The following is a 21,045-nucleotide window of genomic DNA, read 5'->3' as shown; positions in this document are numbered from 1 at the left end:
TTTTCTTCTTATTTTATCACAGGCGGAGTTGTGCTCAGGGCGTTTTCAAGGTTCTGCAAAAGGATATTTTGATATTCGGCGAGCCAGGCTTTTGGAAGACCAGTTTTGTCTGGAAGGTATCGCCTTTGCTTAACGGTAATTCCGTACTGATGGTTGTCCGCGTATATCAAGTTCGATGCTAATTCGAGGTTGGTGCCCCGGACGCTGTGTTTGATGCTATTTCTGAGCCTGCCGGTGTCGAGGAGTGGCTGACCCTGGCGGTGGTGAATAGGCGCCCATGGCTGGCCGTAAGGGTCGACGCTCCGCTGGAAGCAGGTTTTGACACGGGCAATCCAGCGGACACCGAGGCACGTAGATCGACCCCATGTCACTTCTTCCAGCGATTCATCGTACGATTGCCGAACCAGAAGCTGATCACCGCAACAAGCATGGCTTCGTCGAAATCAGTCCAGCTTCGAACGATTGCTTCCACTCCAGAAAGCCCTGAAGAGGCCAGCAGCTGGAACGTAGCAATCTTGTAGAACATGTAAAAGCCGACTAGGCCATAGGTGATGACAGGCCGGCACATGCGAATGAAGAAGTCGACGTGAACACCGATGAGGGCCACGTACCCCTTGATCCAGCGCGGGAGGTCTATTGCAGCAACGGACGAAATCAGCTTATCGCCGTACGTCTCTTCAGGCTTGCGGACTGCAATGGCCTCGTCGATATCGGCACGAGCATTGATTTCCTCCATGCGCCAAGTGTGCTCAGCATTGGCGTTCTCCAAGCGGAGCTTCATCATTTCAAGCTCCTGCTTGTGATCCTGGTTACTTTGGAAGAGCTCGAAAACTTTCGGAACGAATGGTGACAGGAACCCTAATAACGCACTAATCATGCTGATCATTTCGACACTCCCTTAACAATCAGGGCATCAATCCTCACACTGATCTTGTCGAGTTTATCTTCAATTCGCTTGCTGTCTTCTTTGCGCTCAATTTGGTAAGTCTGAATTTGAGCCGAGACAATGTCGACGCGCTGATCCAAGAGTTCGATTTTCTTATCAAGGCCTGAATAAGCCCAGACACCTGAAACCACCAGTGATAACAGGGGAATCAGGGCGTACAGGGAAATAACCAAGTTCGAGGCGTTCGTTGGCGCCGGAGGGGTTGCTGACATTTTTATTCTTCTTATTACCAGTCAAGCTGGGCTTTTTTGGCCCTGTATTATTATATTATCACACAAGAATTACTCATTGAGCTCAATCATAACCCTTTCATGCATTTTTTTGAGCTGACGTATGTCTTTTACTGAGGCGTTGATTAGAAGATCGAAGAGATCGTTTTTATCTAACCCTAGCGATCCACCTATTCGATTAATCCCATCCATCATCTTCGCAAGCTGCTTGTGTGTATGCTCGGCACTCCAAGCTCTCAGGTTCATTTCAACCTTCTCACGCTCTTTATGGCACTCTGGACATAGTGCTCTTAGAGAATCGAGAGGATATTCCCAAGGGTTAAATCCGTGTCCAATTCGAGCGTAGTAGCAATGATGTGCCTCAAGCTTTCCTGACTCCCCGCAATCTTCGCATTTTCTACCAGCTCTCATCTTTACTAGATCAGCCTTTCTCTTCCATCTCGGATCGGCAAGGAGAATGCTGTATTTGGTTCCGGCCTTTACTTGAGCAAAATCAAAGTCTTTAATGGGGTAAATACCAAGCACATATTCATCTGAGGTTTCATAATAAAACCCGAAGGACTCGAAAAGCTCATTGAACACGAGCATATCCTCCCCAAGATGGAGCATCGAGACAACGTTACTGCCTTCAAAAGTAATCACTTGAACAGCATCATTCAGGATTTCTTCTTTTTTTTTCTTCCACTTTTTTGCAGTGAAGTAGCAAGCGTCATCGCAAAGCCCTGACCGCACAAGCCAATCATTAAATGCCAGCAACAACCGGCGCAGATTCTCTTCCATATTGAGCTCCCAGTGATTGGAAGCCACATGCTATCACCAAGGCTTTTGCGGCCAAACAACAGAGGAAGGGTTGGAGGTCTCAGGGATGTCTCGCAGTGCCTGCCTGTAGTTCGCCAGGGCCAGGCGGGTTTCTTGGGCGACATCGGTTCCGGCGATCAGAGCTTGGTCATGAAGCATGCAAACCCTGGCGTCAGCTTCATGCACCTGCCAGGGCTAGCATGGTGGAACCAGCGACAGCTTGTGCGGACAGAGTCATGCCAGCGTTAGCAGAGGCAGTCCCCGCGACGTGGTACGGAGCCTGAACGTCGCTGTACAGATCGAAGCCATACTTGCGACCAATCAGGCCCTGGCTGACTACGTTCGCGTCGCCGCTTTCGTTGATCTTCGAGAACTCAAGCAGCAGGTCAGCTTCAGTGTCCGAAGTCAGGACGATGTTGCGACCATTCTGGATTTTGCGGTTCTGCATTTCCTTGCGCGCATTGATCAAATCCAGTTTGTCGCGACCTGCTGTCGATGTCGGGTCGCCCGAAATGTACGGAACGTCTTTGTACAGATTGAAGAGGTTCTTGTTGATGGTGCGGGCCAGGGCATCAACGGCAGCTTCTGCAGCGGACGGAAGGGTCAGCGAGTTTGCGTGAGACAGGAACTCGGCATCTTTCATTGCGAACTGCTTATACAGATGGCGATCCAGCTTTACGTCAATCTTGCTGGCAGTGATGTCTTCCGATTGCGAGCCAGCGCTGTCGGTAGGATGGTCATCTGCGTCGGTGAACTCGATGGGCTTAGCGATTCGGATCGTGTCGCCGTGGTTTTTGGATTCATCTGCAGTGTTGACGCTGACGAGGCTTGGCATAGTCAACTGGCCGTACAGTCGGTCAACAGCAAGAGGCAGAATCACCTCGGTCATGAGGGCTTCAGTGTCGTTGCCAAAACGAATCAGCGACATCCAGCCAGGCGATGTCGCTGTCATTAGCCGCAACGAGCCTGCACGACCAGGGACGATCGTTGTTATCAGCATCGACGGTCAAAACACGCTGAAGCTGCTAGAGCTCCGGGGCATCCCTTGCAATGATCTGGAGCTCCAGGCTCCGAAGAAAAAGCAAATCATCAGCTCACGTGCGTTCGGAAGCAGGCAACAGGGGTGGAAACCAATTGAGCAGTCGATTGCCAGCTACGTTGCCCGCGCATCTGAGAAACTGAGGGCTCAGGGGTCGGTTTGTCGGAAGATTGATGTTGGTCTCATTGTGAGGAAAGCCACGGCGGAGAGCTTCAGTGATGCGTACTCTTCAGCGACAGCCAGACTTCAGCAGCACACCGACGACACTCTCACGCTTCAAGGGGCGGCTGTTTCTTTGGCTAAGAAAATCTTCGACGACAATGCAGTTTATGCAAAGTCCTCCGTGGCATTGAGCGAGATCTGCCAGCCAGAAGACCTGACTACGGACATGTTCGCTGCGGTCAGCTCACAGAGCCCCAGGGCCAGGGTGCTCGACGCGATAAATGCCCGGTTCGGCAAAGGCTCTCTGCGTTCAGCCACGACAATTGGAGACATGCCCTGGAACATGCAACGCGGCCACCTTAGCCCTTACTACACCACCCGCCTGTCTGACCTCCCCAAACTTCGGTAAAGCGTTTCTCTTAACCAAACTACTTACCCAGGTCAGCCCCAGTCAGATAGTCGATCGACTCAAACTTCCCGGCATCCATCAATCGCTGACGAAGAACCTGCATGAACTCTTTATCATTACGCAAGAACTTGTCACACTCGGACTCAGTCTTGCATTCGTCAAGAATATTTGCACGCTCCGGATTAACAAGACGATAACGACGAATAAATTCCTCCCGTTTTTTATCATGAAAGCTTTGAATAAGTGATTTCATACTTCCTCCATAGATCATATCCTTAAATTTACCCATATATCTGAGGGCAAATTTCATAAGAGCCAGTTCGCTACCGCTGCGCAGACTCCAGTAATACTCGTCAGCCGCATTTTCCTTGGCAATTAGAATCTTGTCCAGCCTTCCAACGAACCCCAGCCGCCACGCAATCCCTGCAACCTCATTCCCCAGCTCATGAAACAGCAGGTCTTCGTCAGCAATCGAGTCAACCAGCGCCCAAACCTTGTCAAATCCTCGCTCTCGATAATAACTCTCTGGCAACGCAAGGAAGTTTGAGTACAAAACAATAATCAGATCCCGCTCAGACTTGTATTTCTGGCGATAATAGCGAACATAACCATCATGGGCGTTGAGAAATGCTGGGAATACCCATTGCAAGTATCTAACTACCGACAAACGCATTCTCGCCCCCGGAAGCTTGTTGGAAATAGCCAGCAAGGGCGTTGCAGGCTGCGTCGACATCACTATTTCTTAAACACCAATATAGTTTTCCGGCTAGTGCATCCAGGGCTTCATTACGACCGAGTACTTCGAAGATCCGGCCCACTATAAAATCAAGAAACTCCAGGTCATCTGTGATTGCATTTTGCTCAAGCACCTGATCAAGAGTCGCAGCAAGATACTCAAAATCCCAATCAACAAAAGTTGTGGTTTCAGAAAACGAGTAGACCAGCTCTACATATCTAAACAAATCTATAAACTTGCTGAATTCCATTTGATCAAAGTAGTACTGACCTTTCTCACATCTTACATCTGCTGGCGAGCAGAATCTGATGATGTTTTGTAGGTACATCATAGCCCCAGCTCCGACCCAAACATATATTCGCGCTGCTCAGCACTCATTAATGCAACTCTATTGCGAAGGAAACCCATATCCCCGCCCAAGAGTCGACGTAACTCATCCTCGCTTTCGCAAATTGGGTATAGGTGATAAGCATGAGGCCTGTCCAACTGCAGCTCTCTTAGAATCAAAGGAGGCATCAAATCAAAGATATCGTCATAGGCCTTTTTCTTATCTATACCCAGACTCATCAGATCAGCAGAAAATCTTTCCCCGACATCAGCTTCAGCGTGAGCTGACTCGTAATTCCCGCAAAGAATGCCCGCAATACATTTAACCTGCGAACGCCTAGAGGCATCGCTATCCCGCTCAGTAGTCAGATATGTGAGCCAGAGCCGTCGAAGTTGGTCAAGCCGCTCCTCTCGCAGCATCCCTAGAAACCTCGAAATAAAGTCATTAGGACTGGTGGCATTAAGAGCTGCTGTCGAGAACGGAGGAGTAAAACTCAGCACAGGGCCGCTCCAGACTTTGAACTTAAAGCTCACAATCACTGCAACTTCGAGCAGCGACGAGCAATAGCGATTCACAACTCCATCCGCTGTCTGCAACTTCAAAAGGTACTGGCCCTCCTGGAACTTGAAGCCGCCGACCGTTGAGAACCTATCGTAATTCTCAATTTGCTCCTTAAGCGCGCGTTCCAAAAACTCATGGCTCTCAGCAGAAATGCCCATGAGACCCCTGGCCCTCGCAAACCACCTCCACGCAGCGACCTTTGGCTTCAAAAAACGGAGCAGCAGGCGGTCTTTCGGTGAGATGAAGGTAAGCATGACCAGCTCCGCAATATCATGGCACTTATTGACAGATTGGCAATTGAGGGTAGGAATGTCAAGAGCCCAGCTTGGGTGGCTAGGCCCTGGGTTGGTGTGGATTAGGCTGTTTTCAGGCCCTCCAGACGCTCCTGGGCGATGCGTGAAAGGCAGGCGTGAAACTCGGCCATGCACGCTGCCGCACACTGCTGCTGCCACCTGGGGAGCTGCTTGAGGTCTGGACGATCAGCAGGTTTCCGAGTGTCCTGTTGTGCTAAGCGGAAGCACTCATCTACGCAAAAATCCTCGACCTTGGGTGCGATCTGGAAAAGGAAAAACGTGCCCGAGGAGTACTCGATCGCGGCCTTGGCGTCTTCGTAGATTTTGGTAATGTTCATGATGCGCTCTCTTATTGTTATGACCTACATCATCAATATGCAGGTGGAGCAAAAGAGAGCGCAACACTTCAATACGAACCTTCCATGCGCCAGTTCAGGAACCGACATAGCCCCTCAATATCTGGGTAGATCGACTTAGAGGTAACCCCGCAGCGCTCAAGGGTCATAAGGAAATCGACTTTGTCATTTCCAGCAATGACGTACTCAATTAGATGGTTCTTCACGTCGGGGTTTTTCTCCAGCGCCACGAATTTTCCTGATTTCTCGGAGAACCGATGTGCTGTGAAATAGCCTGACTGGGCGATGATCCTGTCATTGCTCAAGTTGGGGTTGATCACCCTCGTTTTCTTCTGCGTGAAGGGACTGCCCTTGAGCGATGTCAGCATCAGAGAGTCCGCTTCCAGGGTGTAGACATAGCAGTCCTCAGTGCCTCTGCTGCTGCATGCGAACCACATCGCCGCCAAGGCGTTTGAAGTCCAATCCAAAAGGCGGGTTTTCAACTGGAAATGCTGAGCGAGGACAAGCATGTCCCAGTCGCTGGTGATGTCGACGTAGCTGGGGATCATAGTCAGTCCTTGCTTCCTCAGCTCCCCCAGCATGGCCTTTTCAACAGCGGTGGTGTTCTTCGCTGGGTCTTTTCGGGCTACACCTGGCAGCAGATTTCCACGCTTGGATTGACCCCTAAATAGCAGAGTGCCTCCTACCAAATCGTAAACGCTGATTCGCTCAAGAAATTCCGGCACATCCTTTATCGGAATCGACTTCATGATTAGGCCTGCAGCCAGCTTTCGACTTCGGCAGCGCCGTGCTCCGACTTCCATGCCTTGAGGATGGAGTGGTTTCCACCTTTTGTCTCAACGAACTCATTTGTGTGCGGGTTAACGTAGCGTTTAACAGCCCTTGGCGCCCGCTGTCCCTTACGCCCGTCAACCTTGCCCGAAACAGTCAGCCCAGGAGCCTTGGAGGCCTGAGGATCAAGGATCGCGATGATGTTGCGCAGGCTGTAACCGTACTCCGCCAGGAGCTTGCGCAGTTTGTCTTCAAATTCGAGTTCTTTTTGAAGAGCTTCGCTGCCTTTAAGGGATTCGAGGGCTTGCAATTGCTCGGCGATCTGACGTTCCAGGGCGCGGTATTCGGCTGCTTTAGACATGGGGGTGATGCTCCTTCAGTAAGTGCTATGAAATGTAATGCCTCTAAAGTCGAAAGGCCAGAGTTATGTAATCCGGCTTTTGTACGAGGCGAGAATATTTTCTGAATGGGCTTGTACTACTGGATATGCGCACAGTAAATTTAGATATAGTGATGAACCACAATAATAATAGATACGGCAATGAAACTTGACCATCACATATTCCGAAAACTCAGCCTAGAAGAAATGTTTGCTGAGCAAATAGCTGAACTGCAGGCAGAGTGCGACAGAATGAATACCCTAGCCTTATCAAGACAGCATATTCGTTTTCAGGATGACAAAATTGTTCAGCTTGCGATTCGAGAGTTAGGAGCTGATGACGTCCTGAGAATTTCTCGCAACCATTATATGAAGATCTATGGTGTTAGGTATCCGCAAATCGTCGACACCACACCAAATTTGGATGACCAGCAGCGACGTGATCAATACCTGAGCACCCTAAAATCCCTCTTGGGTAAAGCTTACCTACGAGACACGAGCAAAATACAACTGCGCCAGTATCTAGAACATAAGTTCGGTGCCGACCTAGGGCTGTGAGCACGCCAACGCCAGGTGGCTTTTTGTTTACAACCAGTTTTTCTTAACCAAAACACACGCATCTCGTTACAGAGATCCCAGGCCGCTACTGGATCAACATGCGAAGCCTGAGGCCCGTGCTGCGCGATTTTGCAGTCAAAAGGCTTTTTGAGATCTATAAAGCTGATCAGACCAAGGGGCACCTGTCCTGGGGTTCGGAGCTGGGGCTGGCGGGGGATCTGGGGTTATGAAGCCTGCCGCTGCATCCAAAATATAGAGGCTTCAATAACCTCCAACACTCTAAGCTGGAGAGTCCCTTCCATCAGTTTCATGTCTCTCTGGTAGTTGTCATAGGTGGCTACACATTCTGGATCGCACCGTTGCTGCTCACTAAGCTCGTTGCCCAGATTCTCAGGGAATGGGTGGAGTGGCCATGATCCGTACTGCTCTGCGAGGAGCCGAACCTTGTCTGTAAGTACTAGCCAGTCGAGCGCATGATCGGGAGAAATGGACGAGGCCATGGTCAAGCAGTGCTGGAAGTCAGGGTACCTGGAATGAGCGGTTTCCATCGCAAATTTGAGCTTAAGTATCTGTGGATTCGCCACAACAGAGCCCTTGTGAGCCGCGAGATTTTCAAGTGCGAGTATGGAGACATCGATCGACGTTATTGGGGCTTCGTGGCCAAATATGCGAGTGCGCTGATAGGCATCGATGACTGAAGCGACGATCAGATTCAATGGCGTCAGCGTCAGCGTCTCTCTGCGTTTCTTGGGCACAAGTTCAACGATTAAGTAGAAAATATACGCAGAAAAAAGCCCCACCAGCAGATCACTGATAACACTGCCAGTGGCATCGGCAGAGAGAAAGGCAGCAACCTTGCCCCCTTTTAGCCAGGGCCACACCTCCAGCTTGAGGTTGATCAGGACGATGAGCCCCAGAACACCCAGTGCAGCGGCAAGAAGCCACTTTTCCCTTGTTTCACGCCAAACCCACATGACCCAACTCTCCCTGAAATCCGGCAAGGATACCGGCAGGGAGGCCTTTTGACATCAAAACATGGCGTGGCCCATCTCTCCTGCGAGCGATGGCTCACACAGGACATCACTCGCCAAGTGCGGTTTGGGCGGTCTTTTTCTCTAGGCTGCACAACATAACGATTGCAGATGCGGTCATGTGCAAAACGTATGCAGCGATCTCAGGCTCAACTTCTGATACCTCCGAGCCTTGACCGTGCCCACCCTCCTTGTTCCGGATGGTTGGAACACTGCTTTCCAACAAGGTTGAGAGAGCATTCAGGTGGTTCTGGTGATACGACGGCAGGAAGTTATTAGCCAGGAGTACAGCCAGAAGCCTTTTTGCTGGTGAGGTCTTGTCGTACTCCCACCCTCGAAGCTCCAGCACCACCTTGATGGTACTTTCAAAGGCCTTTAGCGCATCATTCAAGGCTTCTTTGAGGTTGCTATGGCGATAGTGCTCATATGCACTAAGAAACTCATCTCTCGGGCCTGCGTATTCCGCTTGATTCAGAAAGCTTATTGCTGGCTTGACTGCTTCAGCGTGAATAAACTCGGAGTCTATTCTAAGAACTCTTCCATCATTTATCTCGTACCCCTTGCCATGCTCTTTGAATCGCGTGTTTAACTCGGAAACACACTCGTCAATGTAGGCGCCAGTATCCTCTTTAGGATATCGATAGGTATACGATTTATTTCGGTAAGATTCCGCGATTACGAAGCAGAGTTCAATAGCATCAAGAACTCGATCAATGTCCCGTTCGATTGAAATGAACTGACCCAGCTCATCCATCACTGACGACCGAGCATGGAGACCTGTCACCAGCTTGTAGACCCCATATTCCCGCCGAAGCACTTCGCAAATGCTTCCGTAATTACGCTCCTGCTCATTCCGATCTTGAATGCCAAGTACATCGTCGATCACATAGCATATCTGAGCACGAAGGTTGGCATTGAAGTCGTCGTACGTGTAGACATCGGGTTCCAGACCCAGCTCACGCTTCCTACGTTTTGAATACAAATCGATGACTGGCATAGGCCCTCCCGGCGCTGTGAATAGGCATCATATCGAGCCGTGGGCCCTTTGACATCAAATCAAGCCGCGACGTACTCAGTTGCCAGCCTGTCAGCGTTGTCCTCGGACAATTTGCTGTGAATTAGGGGGCATCCATGCCCTAGGCAATCCCTTAAAGCCCCGTGTATTCCTTCATCTGTTCGAGCGACTTTGGATCGATGATGTAGTAGTAACCTGCCTCACCACCATCTTTCCGCTCTGTTTTCAAACCATGGGCTTTGAGGATGTCGGTGATAGCGCCTTGCTTCGAACGATCTGAGATGAACTTGGACTGCTTGGGCATTTTGAATCCCGCCAGAAACACTTCGGCGCGGCATTCGTTGATGTCGTCGTAAGCTTTAACGGAGTCAACAGGCGTCCATAATTTGGTTTCAGTCATGCCCCTGAATACACGCACTAGGACGCGATGGAGCCTCGACACTGAAGGCGTGTGAAGGTCTTCGAACTTGCGAAGCTTCCCCTTGCCTTCACCCTCTTTCCAGAACTCGGCATCAGCGAAGGACAGGTCGGTTTTCCGCAGATGTAGTTCGGCCTCGGCCCTGATCGCGCTGAAGTACTCCTGGTGGCTGGATGCACCGTCTCTGACCAGTGCTTCTGCTGCTCTGATATTGGTCATTGGGCTAGCGTCCAGCACTGCCTTAGCGACGTCGACTTTGAGAGCGCGGCGGGCTTTACTGTGCTCTTTCAGGCCTTCTTTAGCTTGATCATCGTTGTCGATCTGCTTCGATACGCTAAAGCCTTGACGGCGCAGCTCAATGGCAAGGGTCAGCTGGATGTTGTCCTTCAGCCATGAAGCAGCCTTTCTGTGCTGATGACGGAGTTCTTCGAAGCGAGTCTTCGGCCCGTTTTCGAACTCGACCTGGACAAGCTCCGATGTGCGGTTTTGGGGGTTTCTGACGCCCACTACGAAAGCCTTGGCCAGGCGATCACGGCGCAGCATCTGGATCGCGCCCTTCGGGCTTACTGAGCCTTCAAATAGCCCGAAATGCTTGGTGTAGTGACCCGAGGTGATGCTGATCGCGGACTTCATCGCAGGGGAGTAAATCAGGACGTCGTAGGCGTTAGTGTTGGGTTTTTTTAGGAACGCTTGCTGCTCAGCGTACCCACTAGTTGTTGAAGTGATGAGCATGACCTTGCGGCCAGCGCGTTCGAGCTCCAGTGCCATGGCGGCAGCGTCCCTCTTGTTGTCACAGGCGATCAAGGTGCTCTCCACCAAGGCTGCGTCCAATGCCTGCTTGCGCACCTGGTTGATCGAGCTGACCTGGATCCCGATTTCACTGTGCGCGGCTTCTGCCTTGAAAACTACGACCGGCCCTTTGCCATTGCTGATCAAGTCGAAGCAGGACTTGTTTATGTCTGCGTCTGCGAACACGACGTTCGGTGCATTTTTCACTACCGACTGGAGCGCGGCCCAGACTTGATCACGGTTGCGGACAGTGCCGTCCATTACGTGCTCGATCACCTGGCTTGCTTCGTCAATCACTACCAGGTCGGCCTTAGCGATGAAGTCAGCGAATTTCTCCGCAATGAGAGAGTTGACGACGACCTTGAGGCCCAGGGCGTCGTTCATTTGGCCTGGCTCTACATCTTGGTAATCGATCAGGCCGGGGACGTCAAAAGCCTTGACGATCGAGCGAAGTGGGGAGATAAACAGTACGCGCTTGCCCTGTGTCAAGAACTCTTCAATGTGATGCTTAAGGACGATAGAGGTCTTGCCAAAGCCCGTGTGGCATTGCAGCAAAGCCCTGCGTGGCACGCGGAAAATCTTATCTCTGATCTCTTTGGCGCTGAGCGTTTTGTACGTCAGTAGATGGTCAAAAGAGCCAACGCTTTGATCAAATTGCGCCGAATTGAATTTGACAGCCGAGTCTAGAAGGTCGCGCGCCTGCATTTCTGTGAGCAGATCATCGGTGTCGATCGCATCGAGAGCTTCATCGAAGTCCATCCCAGCAAAAACCTCAGCCCCCAAGACTTTTGTGGAAAAAGCAATTTTTGCCTCGATATTGCCCGAGCCATTCATTACAAGACGAACAAGAGAAGCCTTATCGATGTCGTTAACACTGTCAGCGATCACCGCCTGCTTTTCAGAGTCGTATAGGCCAGATGATGTGCTCATCGCTGCCTTAACTGCTTTCAGGCAATTTGGCTGAACATTGATATATCTTTTGGCTCGCGGGTATTCGGATTTAAAGTAATGAGCCGTTTTCAGGCAGTCAATGGCAGGAACAGACCTGAAGCCATCAATCACTTCTGAATGACCAATGACGTATTTGTTTGATTGAGCGCCGAGGATGATCGATTCGTACGACATGATTCTCTTCTCTTTTTGTATTGTGTGCTCACTGCACATTTGTATTGTTGAACATGAGTAAAACGCTGCGCAATACCTTCTTGGGTTGACACTTGGCCATATTGAGGTATGCAGGTAACACTTGGTTTATTGAGGGCTACGGAGGTAACGCACGGTTGATTTCAGTTGCGCAAAAATGCGGTTCGAGAGCGGGCCGTAATGCAGCGTTGTGATTTTAGTTTTTCTTAACCAAAACACTTGCCAGTCTTATTAGCCTGGTGTTTTCTATCAGCAACCACCTTCAACCGTCCCTTTCCTTTTATAAAAGGAGAGACCCATTGAGGGTAAGCAGGGGTTGATTGGCTAAGAAAAACGGAAGTAAATTTCCTTTCGTATACCTCCATTTCCGAAAGTGACAAGCGAAATAGGTGTTGCACTGGATTTTGCTCATATACAACACTACGAATGTGCGAGAGAGCACAACATAACAAGAGAGACCGTCATGACCACAAGAGTAATTAAATTCGCAACCCAGAACACTGCTGAAACTCGCTACGTACAGAATCGTGTAGCCCAGTCATTCAGCCAGTTCTACAACCATTTACTTCTCAATCAGCGCATAAGCGATCTAAAGGATGGGCCTACCTTTACGCCATCTTTTTTCCGCGCCCCTGAGAGAAACATGGAGAATGTGATTGCGACAAGCATGGTGATCTTTGACGTTGATCAAAAACCAGAAGATGACCTTGTCAGCCTTGAAGAAGTTGAAGATGCCCTGATTGATCTAGGCCTTGAGCATGCTGTCTACACCTCATACAGCAACTCTGCCGAATGCCCGCGCTTTCGAATCGTGCTTCCGCTTGATCGGGCGATCTACCCAGATGAATTTCTGACTGTATCCGCTGCAGCCCTTGAGGCCTTGGACGAGTTCCTCGATGGTCGACTGCTGAAGGTCATAGACGGTTGCTGGAGAGAGACAGCCCGCTGCTACTACACGTTCACAACCCACCCTGAGCGTCGCAATGGCGCTATCAGCTTCTACAACTCCGGCGAGCCCCTGAACGTACTAGACCTCAAGCTGGCTCAAAGTAGCTATGGCATCGACGCTCAATACAGCAAGACTATAAAACCCCGCGCCCCCGGCACTGCAGTCGGCGCCCAGGGTAGATCCATGGAGCTTAACCGCTTGCTGGGCGGCCTATTCCGATCGTTCAGCGAAGATCAAATCGTGCAAAAGATCTTCGCTGCAGACAACGAGCTCAACCCTGGGAACGAATACTTCCGCGACCCACAGTACGCCCGCCACAAACCCCGCCCTGGCGAATCACCGGATACTGCCGCATTCCGCGCCTGCAAAGCTTGGGTCAAATCCCACCTGAACTGGCTCCGCCGCAAAGCCCGTGGCATCGACACCACGATCATCACCCGCACGGCCCAATCCAAAGCCCCAATGCCCACTCATGAGGCACTGATCAAACTCAAGGATTTCAAACCCAGCAAAACAAAATCAGGCGGCACCACAGCTCTGGCCGAATTCGAAATCGTGTCTGGTGATCACGCAGGCCGTCACGTTTGGCACCGTTTCTACTCAGATGGCAACCACCCAACCGCAATCAAAATCTCAAACGAAATGCTCGAAAAACTCAAGACCGTCGCCAGCCTCCCAAGCACCAACTTCGGCGACGTTTTGAAAGCAAAAGACGTGATCGTCCACGCCCGGATCAAGCTCAAAGCCGGGACAAATGGCTTCGCTGATCAAAACGAAATCGGGACATTCTTCACTCAGCCCTTGTCGTGATATGGTCGGCCAGCCTGAGGTGCCATCATGGGCTGGCCCCCACCTTACGAGACCTATGAAATGGATATTCGCTTCTTTTTTGAACAGCGGCTGGGGTTTATCAAGCAGCTGTACATCAATGGCTCAGCACCGTTTGAACAGCGCATGAGAAAGATCGAGAAAGGCGTGCGTCCATTTATTCCGCCCTATAGCGAGGATGGTGAACCACCATTCCAGCTCGAATGGGAGGAAGCTGATGCATCGATACAGGTACTGGGCAGCTCCTGCCTTTCGATGATATCCGCATCACTACACATCTACCTTGTTGCATGGCAAGACCGCCTTGGGTCTGCTCCAGATTGCACAAAAGCGGCGTTCAAAAACGGATGGCCTGCAGGTTACCAAGCGTACTACGAGTCGCATGGGTCAGATAAATTCGACACTGGCCCATTCGATTACTCGCTTGTTTCAGAAATAGTCTTGGCCCGGAACAGCATTCAGCATGACGAGTCTCTGACATCTAATACCTTCCGCTACAGAGATAGCGACCTTCCGAAGCTACCGAGCCCTTTTTTCGTCAGTGACAGGGACAAAGAGTTAGCGAAGCAGATCGATGATGGCGAGAGAAGCTGGCTCTACCCACCACACATTCACATCACCAAAGAAAAATTTCTGCACATGACCTCAGAGATTTCGAAACTGGTTGAATGGCTGGAAAAACAAGGCGAGCAGATTCTGCACAAATGTTGGGAACAGAGAAAGCGCCAACGACAAGAGGCAGCCGAAAATCTGGAAGCTGGCCAGTAATTCGGAATCATCACCACTTACAGCAAGCATCACTCACAAAAGGAACAATGGAAACATGCGATTTACATGGAGTTGTGCGGCACTCACCTTGGCACTGCTTTCTGGATGTGTATCTCAGCCAGCCTATACGCCAAAAACGGACGAACAGATTGCGCAGGAGGCGTTAAACACAACTGTTGCTGATATGAAGCAAAGAGGTGCATCTCAGGCCGAAATCGACAGCTTCATCGCTTATTCCAAAATGCCTTATGAGGATCAGCTGAGAAGCAAGGTTAGCCCAACCTCGACACCATCTGAAAATATGCTCAAGCTAATCGATAGCAGCCTGTTCCACTGCGAGCTTCAACGTAACAGTCTAAAGAGGTTCTTGACCCAGGAGCATGCAGACAAAACCCATCGACGCCTGGTCGAATGCATATCCAAGTCCAGCAGTGTCATCACAAGCTATTACTACCGCACCTATACTCCTTCAAGCAGCTCTGAATCTGTTAAAGCGGCAGTTGACGAGACATATCTGAAATGGGGGAGCTACACCCAAAGCATCTTCAAAAGCGCACCACAGTACCTGCAGGAGCAGGCCTCTATGTCCCTTACAGATCAGCTGAGTCGATCACAGCAAGTCATTCTTCGCGAATCGCTTGCTCAGCAGAAGAAGAAATAACCCTGCCTTGATCAAAGCCCCTAACGCCCAGGGGCTTTTTTACACCTTCACGATTTGACACCGAACTACTTTAAGTTGTACAGCAGATCACTATGTTGCTTTCAAAAAATCTCTCTGTCATCATAATTATATAACAATAAGAAAGGATCGGTGAGATGAACTCCATTGACATAAACAAGCTCCCTTTAACAACCGCTTCGCAGATTTGGGATGCAGTATGCGAATGCGACCACATTCACTCGCAGGCTAACATTGATGCAACATTCAATGGATTTTTAACCGACAGTGATCAAGGGATCTGCTTCGCGACAATATATCGTCACGAGCTTGTTGACTGTATCGATGATCAGCTTAGCGTCGTAAAGGTGCATAACGTTGGATCGGGAGCCGCAGTAAATCTAATACTGGATAACAAGGGTCTTGCTGAAATCTCGGATCAGTAGATACACCGTCCCTCCCTAGTGGCTTTTGCGCGCAAACCCACCAAACTTTGCACTCAAAAACCCAACAGCTTTTGATTTATCCCCACATATAGCTTAACGGCAGTGGTAATATAAAGATGTAGACAATTCCTCTCTCTTTCTGTCTATGCCTCTATTGTTGTGTGCTGCACCAGCCATGGCCGGGCCTCTCTCCTGGCCGGGGCTTTTTTATGTTGCAATTTTGTCAATTTCGTTGCCATCCGTAAGAGAAAGTAATGAGATAAAGTTGGGGCAGTGTCAGACAACTCCCGGAATTGCTGGGGTTGCTGGGAGTGGTTGTATGACACTGGGTGTTAGTACACTTAGTTGATTATTTCCTCGACGGTTTACAGGGATATTGATTGCTCTTAGCCTTGTGCTGTCGGTTGACGACACAACAGAAAAGAGAGCTAAACATGGGCATGTACGAGCGGATTCCGAATGATCCGGAGCGTTGCAGGTGTTAGATTGTTGTGTTAATTAAGTCATAGACCTATCTGAATGAGGAGTGAAGGGCTGTATTAGCAGCCATCATCCAATCCATGCAGACACGGGTTGCAGTTGTACGAATGCAGGAAGTGACGCGACCGCCTTGTCGCGGTAGATCGGCAGCCACTTGCGGATGACGTTGGCGCTGATGTCATGGCTAATGGCGATACTGGAAACTGAGGCTCCGGGTTGCAGGCATTCTTACACGACCTAGGTTTTGAAGAGCTTTGGTTAAGAGCTTCATTGGCGCATGGAAATCGTGGCGATAAGGGCGATCGCGTCCGCTAAAAAATAGGCGGACAACATCGCCCTTAACGCAAGGAACACCATGGCCCACGCCCGCCGCAAGTTTTTCGACTTGCATGTGGCGAACAAAAGCCGTTGGCCGAACATGCGCCTACTGCAGGTAATTGTTCACCGCTTTGAACAGGGCCGCGAATCGTGATTTGGTCGCGGCGTCGACCTTGGCAGCTGGTGTCGTAGTGAACATGGCTGCAACCGTATAGTGATTGAATCCACCGCTGGGCCTGAGCTCAATATTGCGAGCTTTCAGGAGCTGCTCAATGCGCTGCACGATCCTGTCACCTTGTGGCAAATCCTTTTCTTCAATAACCGTGCCGGCGAGCTGTTTGGCGAAGGCCTTGTTGAAGCAGGAGAGATAGGTCTTGATCGAAAAGAGGTCTTCGATATCACTGGGTATTGTGTCTTGGCCCAGGGTTTTCAGATCGCGAAATTGCGAGGCATTGAAGACTGCTTTTTTCTGCACCAGTTTTTGGTGGATCAAGCTTTCAAGCTTTTGATCTTGGCGGCCACTGAAGTCCAGAAGCAACGCTACTGACAGCCCGTTTGCTCCGAGCAAGGAAGTAAATGTCGCGACGTTGTTAAGCCCACCTACTGGAACAATCGTTGTGCGGCTGTCCAGGCTCGTATCTCCGCTGGCATCGAGGATGGCCGACATGGTTTGGAGATACGCGAGCTCAGACACGCCCTCCACCAAGAGATTGGTTTTGCTGATAAACAGGTTTTGAGCAACGTTCCAGCCCAGTGCGGCTTGAAGTGGAAAGATGGTGCGGGGATCGGAGCCCGATAGGTTTTCGGATACCGTAGTCCCGACGTCTGGCTTGTCCTCGACGATCCGAACCTGATTGAGTCGATCAGACCTCACCATAAATGGGGAATGTGTTGTATAGATGACTTGGTGGTTTTGTGAAAGGTTGTCGATGTAGTTCAAGAAGTCTTCTTGAGCCAAGGCGTGTAACGCCAGTCCGGGCTCGTCAAGCAGGAGTATCAGGTCGCTGGACGCGCTAACCCCTGATGACGCTAGCTGCGCCTGCACACTGTCAAACCAGACTAGAAAGCTGAAGAACCAAATGAATCCTCTGCTGCGCTGATCGAAAGGCGTGGTGACGCCTCGATGCCGCCGATTCTTGATCCTCAGGTAGAGGTTGGGGCCATTGTCGAATGGAGTGACGTCGGTGCTGTCTGGCCTGATGTCGACTTCGACCTCCAAGTCCTCATTTTGCTTCCAAAATTCGAGAACCTTGTCTGTCAGGTTTATCGAAACCCCTTCCACCTTCGCCCTCATTTCCTCGTAGGTCGTCTTCCCATCGAAGTCATCGAGTTCGACACCTGCGATACGCAGCAACGCAAGGATGGATAGATGTCTGGGCTCGATCAGTGCCTTTTTGGTCGGATCGCTCTTCACCGTCGCAAGGCGACTCCTCAAGTCTGCGAGGTTGATCTTGCCTGGAAGCAGGTCGTAGTCGCTGAAGTACAGAAATTTCGGCACCAGCGGGGACAGTTTTAGCCATATCTCGTAATGCGTAATCGGGCTGTTCTTCCAAGGAGAGGAATCGATTCTCTTCTTCAGCCCCTCTGCAAATTCGGTATCCACATCGGTCAGATTAATCTGGCTTAGGCTCGTGTAAGCAGCGCGAATCGAGGCTGAGCCGGAAAGCGCTTTAACGGCATCGGAGGACAGCCCAGGCGTCTTGGCTAATTCCCCCATGACTGGGGCTTCATCCGCGCTAACGTAGATTGATCGGCCATTTCCGTAGTTATGGGTCACGGTGAAGGTGAAGTTCTCACCCAACTGTGTGTGAAGGGATTTATTGATAGATTCACGTTCGGCCTTGGTCGGTTGGAAGGTGAATTCCACAACCCTCTCGGGCTCAGTCTCATGTTTGCGCAGATAGGCCGTAAGGTTTCTCCGTGGATAGTCGTCAGTGGGGTTGAAGGACTCCACGCCTAGCGCATCATGGGATTTATGCAACGCTTTCAAAAAAACCGTTTTACCCGCCTCGTTCATACCGACTAGGACAGTGACGTAAGGATCAATGGCAACGCTTTGGGAGGTGTTGATTGATCGGTAGGGCCCTACTGCAGCTTTCGTTAAGATCACGAGCATTTTCCAGTCTAAAGAGAAGTAATTAAGCGTAGCGCAAGCGATCTCAAGCTCCAGCCCGAATGAAATTGTTTTCCTTCTATCAGGGATGTGAGTGATAACGGCATTCTGATTCGCGCCGGTTACACTGGCTTCGATTTTTGGCAATCTATGGGGCTACTTCCCCTGCCCGACCTCAAGACAACATGTTCTAGGGGAGGGCTAACGAACAAGGATGCCCATAGATGCCCGCGTTGAAAGCCGAAGACTTCCGAGCCATGTCTCACAATCCCGGCGCTTCTGATCCAGAGTGGGTGACTCGAGCCGAAGGCGCGATGAGGATGCTGGGGCAACTGACTGCTCAAGACGAGGTCGTGCTTTATCTGAGTGGGCCGCAGGCAATCGTTCATGGCGTGCTAGCACCCACCCGTAAGCTGACGCAGGCCAGGGTCAAAGAGCTCCAAAATGCTTCATTTCCGGAAGGGCAGGACACATGGAGTATCTGTCGGGAGATAAGCAGTGACGGTCGCGCAATCCGCCTGGAGCCTCCGCTCGGATCTTGGTGGGACGAGTTTCAGGGGGAGAAGCTGATCTTTCGCCGCGAGTTTAATGGGGTCGAGCGGGATAGGGCCGCAATCGAACTCAGTCAGAAGCTGGTTCATAGCTTGGATTTGTACTTTGTAGCTGAGCGCAGCAGCTACTGTAGGCTTGATGAGCACGGTGACATTGAAGACGTCATCCGCATCATTCAGCAGCCCAATGGTAAAGATAATTTTCGTTTGGATTTAGTGACCATCCTGCGGGCTGATCTCGAAAAGTACATGGCAGTGACGAAACAGAGCTTGGTGATGCGATTCGATTTCACTAGGCTCGACACCGAGAATTTTTCAGGCTGGAACGGTGTGAAAACGCTGCACTCGGACAACCCAGACCTCTATTACCATCACGGGCTCTGCCGCGCCGGTAGTTTCTGCAACGGCGTGATGGTGCTCCGGCCTAGTATCACGGTGGCGAGCCTGATCAAGCAGTGGGAAATGGAGGATGATCGCGCTTCGCGCAGGCATGCAGACTTCAAAATCTACGATCGAAAAAACGGTCGGAATGTAGAGACATCATGCGCCCCTGAGTGCCTGTCGAATTACTTCGAGCAAAGCGAGCTACCGTGGGAGCTTTCGCCCGCGTTCTTCAGAGCAGAGGTACTCCATCTGTACAAGGCCGACCCAGATAAGTACTCCCTTGAGGACAGGCAAATCAGCTGCCGGAACTCTTGGTACCTCAGGTCTTACGACCAAAATGAAGACGGGCAGGTGCATGCCTACATCGGCGACTTGGCCAAGCTGCCATACAACGTTCAGCTCTATTGGCAGTCTTTCAACGAGTGGCCCAAGGGTGCTATATCGAAGCGTGCTTACCAAACAGACATCAGGGGCTCTTGGGATCTGGAGTACGAGCCAGTTGGCGCCCTGAAGAACGCGATCCGGGAACTGGATAAGTCGGCCCCCGCTTGGTGGAACACTAGGGGGGAGGAGCTCGAAGCAGCGGTTCACATCCCAGCCACGGATTCAACCAAGGAGTGGGCAGACGAAATCCTCGCGTTAGACCAGTATCTCGTCGAGGGCTTCCTGCTGAAACCGTTGCGTGCGATAGCTGACAGCCTTGGTAAGCCCGCCCCCTCTAGCTGGGCATCGCTTCGGGTGATCCAGGAAATACTGTGCGGGGTGGGGAATTCCGAGACGCAAGCCAAGGCAATAGTGCAGCCCCTGCAGCGACTCCATGGTTTAAGAACGGAGGTCAAGGGGCATGCAACTGTGGAGAAAAAGCGCGCAGCGGAGTTGGAGGCCCGGACGAATCACGGATCCCTCAGAAATCACTTCATTTCGTTAGCTGGAGACTGTGAGCGGGCGTTGGACACCATCCGGGTAGCATTGGGTGCGCTGTGATTCGCGCCTAGAGCTCTAGCAGTTGCATAGCCTTGGGGCTTTCGGGATCTAGTCAGGTCTCCTGAGGCCAAGCTCCACGGGCGTTGGATAGTGGGTAAGCTTTACCAAGAGGCTGGAACGACGGCTTGATCGGCACTGAGTGCCGACGAGTTGCCTTCCTGGTAAAACTTGCGCTACAGGAAAAGCTGGTTGGCATTGATGCCGTTGCGCCTGGCGACCTACACATCGACCTTCTAGCAGGATCAGTTCGAAGACTATGGTCATCCACCTGGCAGCGCCAGAAGACTGCAGCCTGGCGCAATTAGTACATACGCACTGCCGGTGCCTTTCAGCAGAACGTACTTTAATGCACATCCTGAATGACGTCGCCACTCAACTCTGATGGAGGCGACTTGCCATACATTGCTATGCGCTTGCGATATGATGTCGAGCAGATCACCTACAAAAGCAGCTTCGGAACGGCTGATAAAACCAGGCTGCATGGCTTCTATTTCACAACACAGGATCGTGTTATATGCCAGTAAATGCGCCTCCGTTTGTCCCTGCACCACGACTGCCTATAATTCCTCTCTCTCCAGCATATCAAGGGCAGCAGGCATACCTT

Annotated in this window: 23 protein-coding genes; 6 read left to right on the top strand and 17 right to left on the bottom strand. The window is 51.0% G+C overall.

Annotation, left to right across the window (positions count from 1 at the left end):
* Nucleotides 1-8: 8 nt before the first annotated feature.
* The 6 genes from LRO94_RS28030 to LRO94_RS08510 form a co-directional block, all read right to left on the bottom strand.
* On the bottom strand, nt 9-371 hold the full coding sequence (locus LRO94_RS28030; protein ID WP_179179366.1) for a phage virion morphogenesis protein: 363 nt from the start codon (nt 369-371) through the stop codon (nt 9-11).
* Nucleotides 368-886 (bottom strand): hypothetical protein, encoded by a 519-nt coding sequence (locus tag LRO94_RS08525; RefSeq protein WP_179179367.1) that lies wholly within the window; start codon nt 884-886, stop codon nt 368-370. Before LRO94_RS08525 ends, LRO94_RS28030 begins: the two co-directional genes overlap by 4 nt.
* A complete protein-coding gene (locus tag LRO94_RS08520) occupies nt 883-1,158 on the bottom strand; it encodes a hypothetical protein (protein WP_179179368.1) in 276 nt (91 codons plus the stop codon). The genes LRO94_RS08525 and LRO94_RS08520 overlap by 4 nt, the downstream gene beginning before the upstream one ends.
* Nucleotides 1,159-1,227: 69 nt before the next feature.
* Nucleotides 1,228-1,956 carry an HNH endonuclease gene (locus LRO94_RS08515; protein WP_179179369.1) on the bottom strand — a complete coding sequence of 243 codons (729 nt, stop codon included), beginning with the start codon at nt 1,954-1,956 and terminating at the stop codon, nt 1,228-1,230.
* A gap of 33 nt (nt 1,957-1,989) precedes the next feature.
* The gene (locus tag LRO94_RS28025; protein ID WP_179179370.1) at nt 1,990-2,133 is read right to left on the bottom strand and encodes a phage tail assembly chaperone; all 144 of its coding nucleotides are present in this window, start codon (nt 2,131-2,133) and stop codon (nt 1,990-1,992) included.
* 19 nt (nt 2,134-2,152) lie between these two features.
* Entirely contained in the window at nt 2,153-2,863 is a 711-nt protein-coding gene (locus LRO94_RS08510; protein WP_179179371.1) for a hypothetical protein, read from the bottom strand.
* A 10-nt stretch (nt 2,864-2,873) separates the two neighbouring features.
* On the opposite strand from LRO94_RS08510, the gene LRO94_RS08505 reads away from it, so the two are divergent.
* The gene (locus LRO94_RS08505) at nt 2,874-3,584 is read left to right on the top strand and encodes a DUF4113 domain-containing protein (RefSeq protein WP_179179372.1); all 711 of its coding nucleotides are present in this window, start codon (nt 2,874-2,876) and stop codon (nt 3,582-3,584) included.
* Nucleotides 3,585-3,603: 19 nt separating this feature from the next.
* Here the strand turns inward: LRO94_RS08505 and LRO94_RS08500 are convergent, their stop codons facing one another.
* The 6 genes from LRO94_RS08500 to LRO94_RS08475 form a co-directional block, all read right to left on the bottom strand.
* Nucleotides 3,604-4,317 (bottom strand): hypothetical protein, encoded by a 714-nt coding sequence (locus LRO94_RS08500; RefSeq protein WP_179179373.1) that lies wholly within the window; start codon nt 4,315-4,317, stop codon nt 3,604-3,606.
* Entirely contained in the window at nt 4,238-4,651 is a 414-nt protein-coding gene (locus LRO94_RS08495) for a hypothetical protein (protein ID WP_179179374.1), read from the bottom strand. Before LRO94_RS08495 ends, LRO94_RS08500 begins: the two co-directional genes overlap by 80 nt.
* On the bottom strand, nt 4,648-5,463 hold the full coding sequence (locus LRO94_RS08490) for a hypothetical protein (RefSeq protein WP_179179375.1): 816 nt from the start codon (nt 5,461-5,463) through the stop codon (nt 4,648-4,650). The genes LRO94_RS08495 and LRO94_RS08490 overlap by 4 nt, the downstream gene beginning before the upstream one ends.
* Nucleotides 5,464-5,564: 101 nt before the next feature.
* A complete protein-coding gene (locus LRO94_RS08485) occupies nt 5,565-5,840 on the bottom strand; it encodes a hypothetical protein (RefSeq protein ID WP_179179376.1) in 276 nt (91 codons plus the stop codon).
* A gap of 68 nt (nt 5,841-5,908) precedes the next feature.
* Entirely contained in the window at nt 5,909-6,607 is a 699-nt protein-coding gene (locus LRO94_RS08480; protein WP_179179377.1) for an FRG domain-containing protein, read from the bottom strand.
* Nucleotides 6,608-6,609: 2 nt separating this feature from the next.
* Nucleotides 6,610-6,990, bottom strand: a complete 381-nt coding sequence (locus tag LRO94_RS08475; RefSeq protein WP_179179378.1) for a histone-like nucleoid-structuring protein, MvaT/MvaU family — start codon at nt 6,988-6,990, stop codon at nt 6,610-6,612.
* Nucleotides 6,991-7,170: 180 nt separating this feature from the next.
* Here LRO94_RS08475 and LRO94_RS08470 point away from each other — a divergent pair, with 180 nt between their 5' ends.
* Nucleotides 7,171-7,566: a hypothetical protein gene (locus LRO94_RS08470; protein WP_179179379.1), complete on the top strand. Its 396-nt coding sequence runs from the start codon at nt 7,171-7,173 to the stop codon at nt 7,564-7,566.
* 224 nt (nt 7,567-7,790) lie between these two features.
* Here the strand turns inward: LRO94_RS08470 and LRO94_RS08465 are convergent, their stop codons facing one another.
* From LRO94_RS08465 to LRO94_RS08455, 3 genes are all read right to left on the bottom strand, one after another.
* Nucleotides 7,791-8,540, bottom strand: coding sequence for a hypothetical protein (locus LRO94_RS08465; RefSeq protein ID WP_179179380.1), 750 nt, complete (start codon nt 8,538-8,540; stop codon nt 7,791-7,793).
* Nucleotides 8,541-8,646: 106 nt separating this feature from the next.
* Nucleotides 8,647-9,594: an STM4504/CBY_0614 family protein gene (locus LRO94_RS08460; RefSeq protein WP_179179381.1), complete on the bottom strand. Its 948-nt coding sequence runs from the start codon at nt 9,592-9,594 to the stop codon at nt 8,647-8,649.
* A 151-nt stretch (nt 9,595-9,745) separates the two neighbouring features.
* Entirely contained in the window at nt 9,746-11,944 is a 2,199-nt protein-coding gene (locus LRO94_RS08455) for a DEAD/DEAH box helicase family protein (protein WP_179179382.1), read from the bottom strand.
* 481 nt (nt 11,945-12,425) lie between these two features.
* Between LRO94_RS08455 and LRO94_RS08450 the strand changes: the two genes are divergently transcribed.
* The 3 genes from LRO94_RS08450 to LRO94_RS08440 are packed head-to-tail and all read left to right on the top strand — an operon-like array spanning nt 12,426 to nt 15,168.
* The gene (locus tag LRO94_RS08450; RefSeq protein WP_233896982.1) at nt 12,426-13,721 is read left to right on the top strand and encodes a hypothetical protein; all 1,296 of its coding nucleotides are present in this window, start codon (nt 12,426-12,428) and stop codon (nt 13,719-13,721) included.
* A gap of 60 nt (nt 13,722-13,781) precedes the next feature.
* Complete coding sequence (locus LRO94_RS08445; RefSeq protein ID WP_179179383.1) at nt 13,782-14,507, top strand: hypothetical protein; 726 nt, start codon at nt 13,782-13,784, stop codon at nt 14,505-14,507.
* Between the two features lie 55 nt (nt 14,508-14,562).
* The gene (locus tag LRO94_RS08440; RefSeq protein ID WP_179179384.1) at nt 14,563-15,168 is read left to right on the top strand and encodes a hypothetical protein; all 606 of its coding nucleotides are present in this window, start codon (nt 14,563-14,565) and stop codon (nt 15,166-15,168) included.
* 992 nt (nt 15,169-16,160) lie between these two features.
* Here the strand turns inward: LRO94_RS08440 and LRO94_RS28020 are convergent.
* Both LRO94_RS28020 and LRO94_RS08435 read right to left on the bottom strand, forming a co-directional pair.
* Nucleotides 16,161-16,313, bottom strand: a complete 153-nt coding sequence (locus tag LRO94_RS28020) for a transposase (protein ID WP_407692696.1) — start codon at nt 16,311-16,313, stop codon at nt 16,161-16,163.
* Nucleotides 16,314-16,515: 202 nt separating this feature from the next.
* Nucleotides 16,516-18,669 carry an AAA family ATPase gene (locus LRO94_RS08435; protein ID WP_233896979.1) on the bottom strand — a complete coding sequence of 718 codons (2,154 nt, stop codon included), beginning with the start codon at nt 18,667-18,669 and terminating at the stop codon, nt 16,516-16,518.
* Nucleotides 18,670-18,746: 77 nt separating this feature from the next.
* Here LRO94_RS08435 and LRO94_RS08430 point away from each other — a divergent pair, with 77 nt between their 5' ends.
* A complete protein-coding gene (locus tag LRO94_RS08430; RefSeq protein WP_179179385.1) occupies nt 18,747-20,441 on the top strand; it encodes a hypothetical protein in 1,695 nt (564 codons plus the stop codon).
* Nucleotides 20,442-21,045 lie beyond the last annotated feature (604 nt).

It is taken from the genome of Pseudomonas sivasensis (genome assembly GCF_021391435.1).
GTDB lineage: Bacteria > Pseudomonadota > Gammaproteobacteria > Pseudomonadales > Pseudomonadaceae > Aquipseudomonas > Aquipseudomonas sivasensis.
The sequence above is the reverse complement of the archived record's forward strand: the minus strand, read 5'-3'. Positions and strand labels throughout refer to the sequence as shown.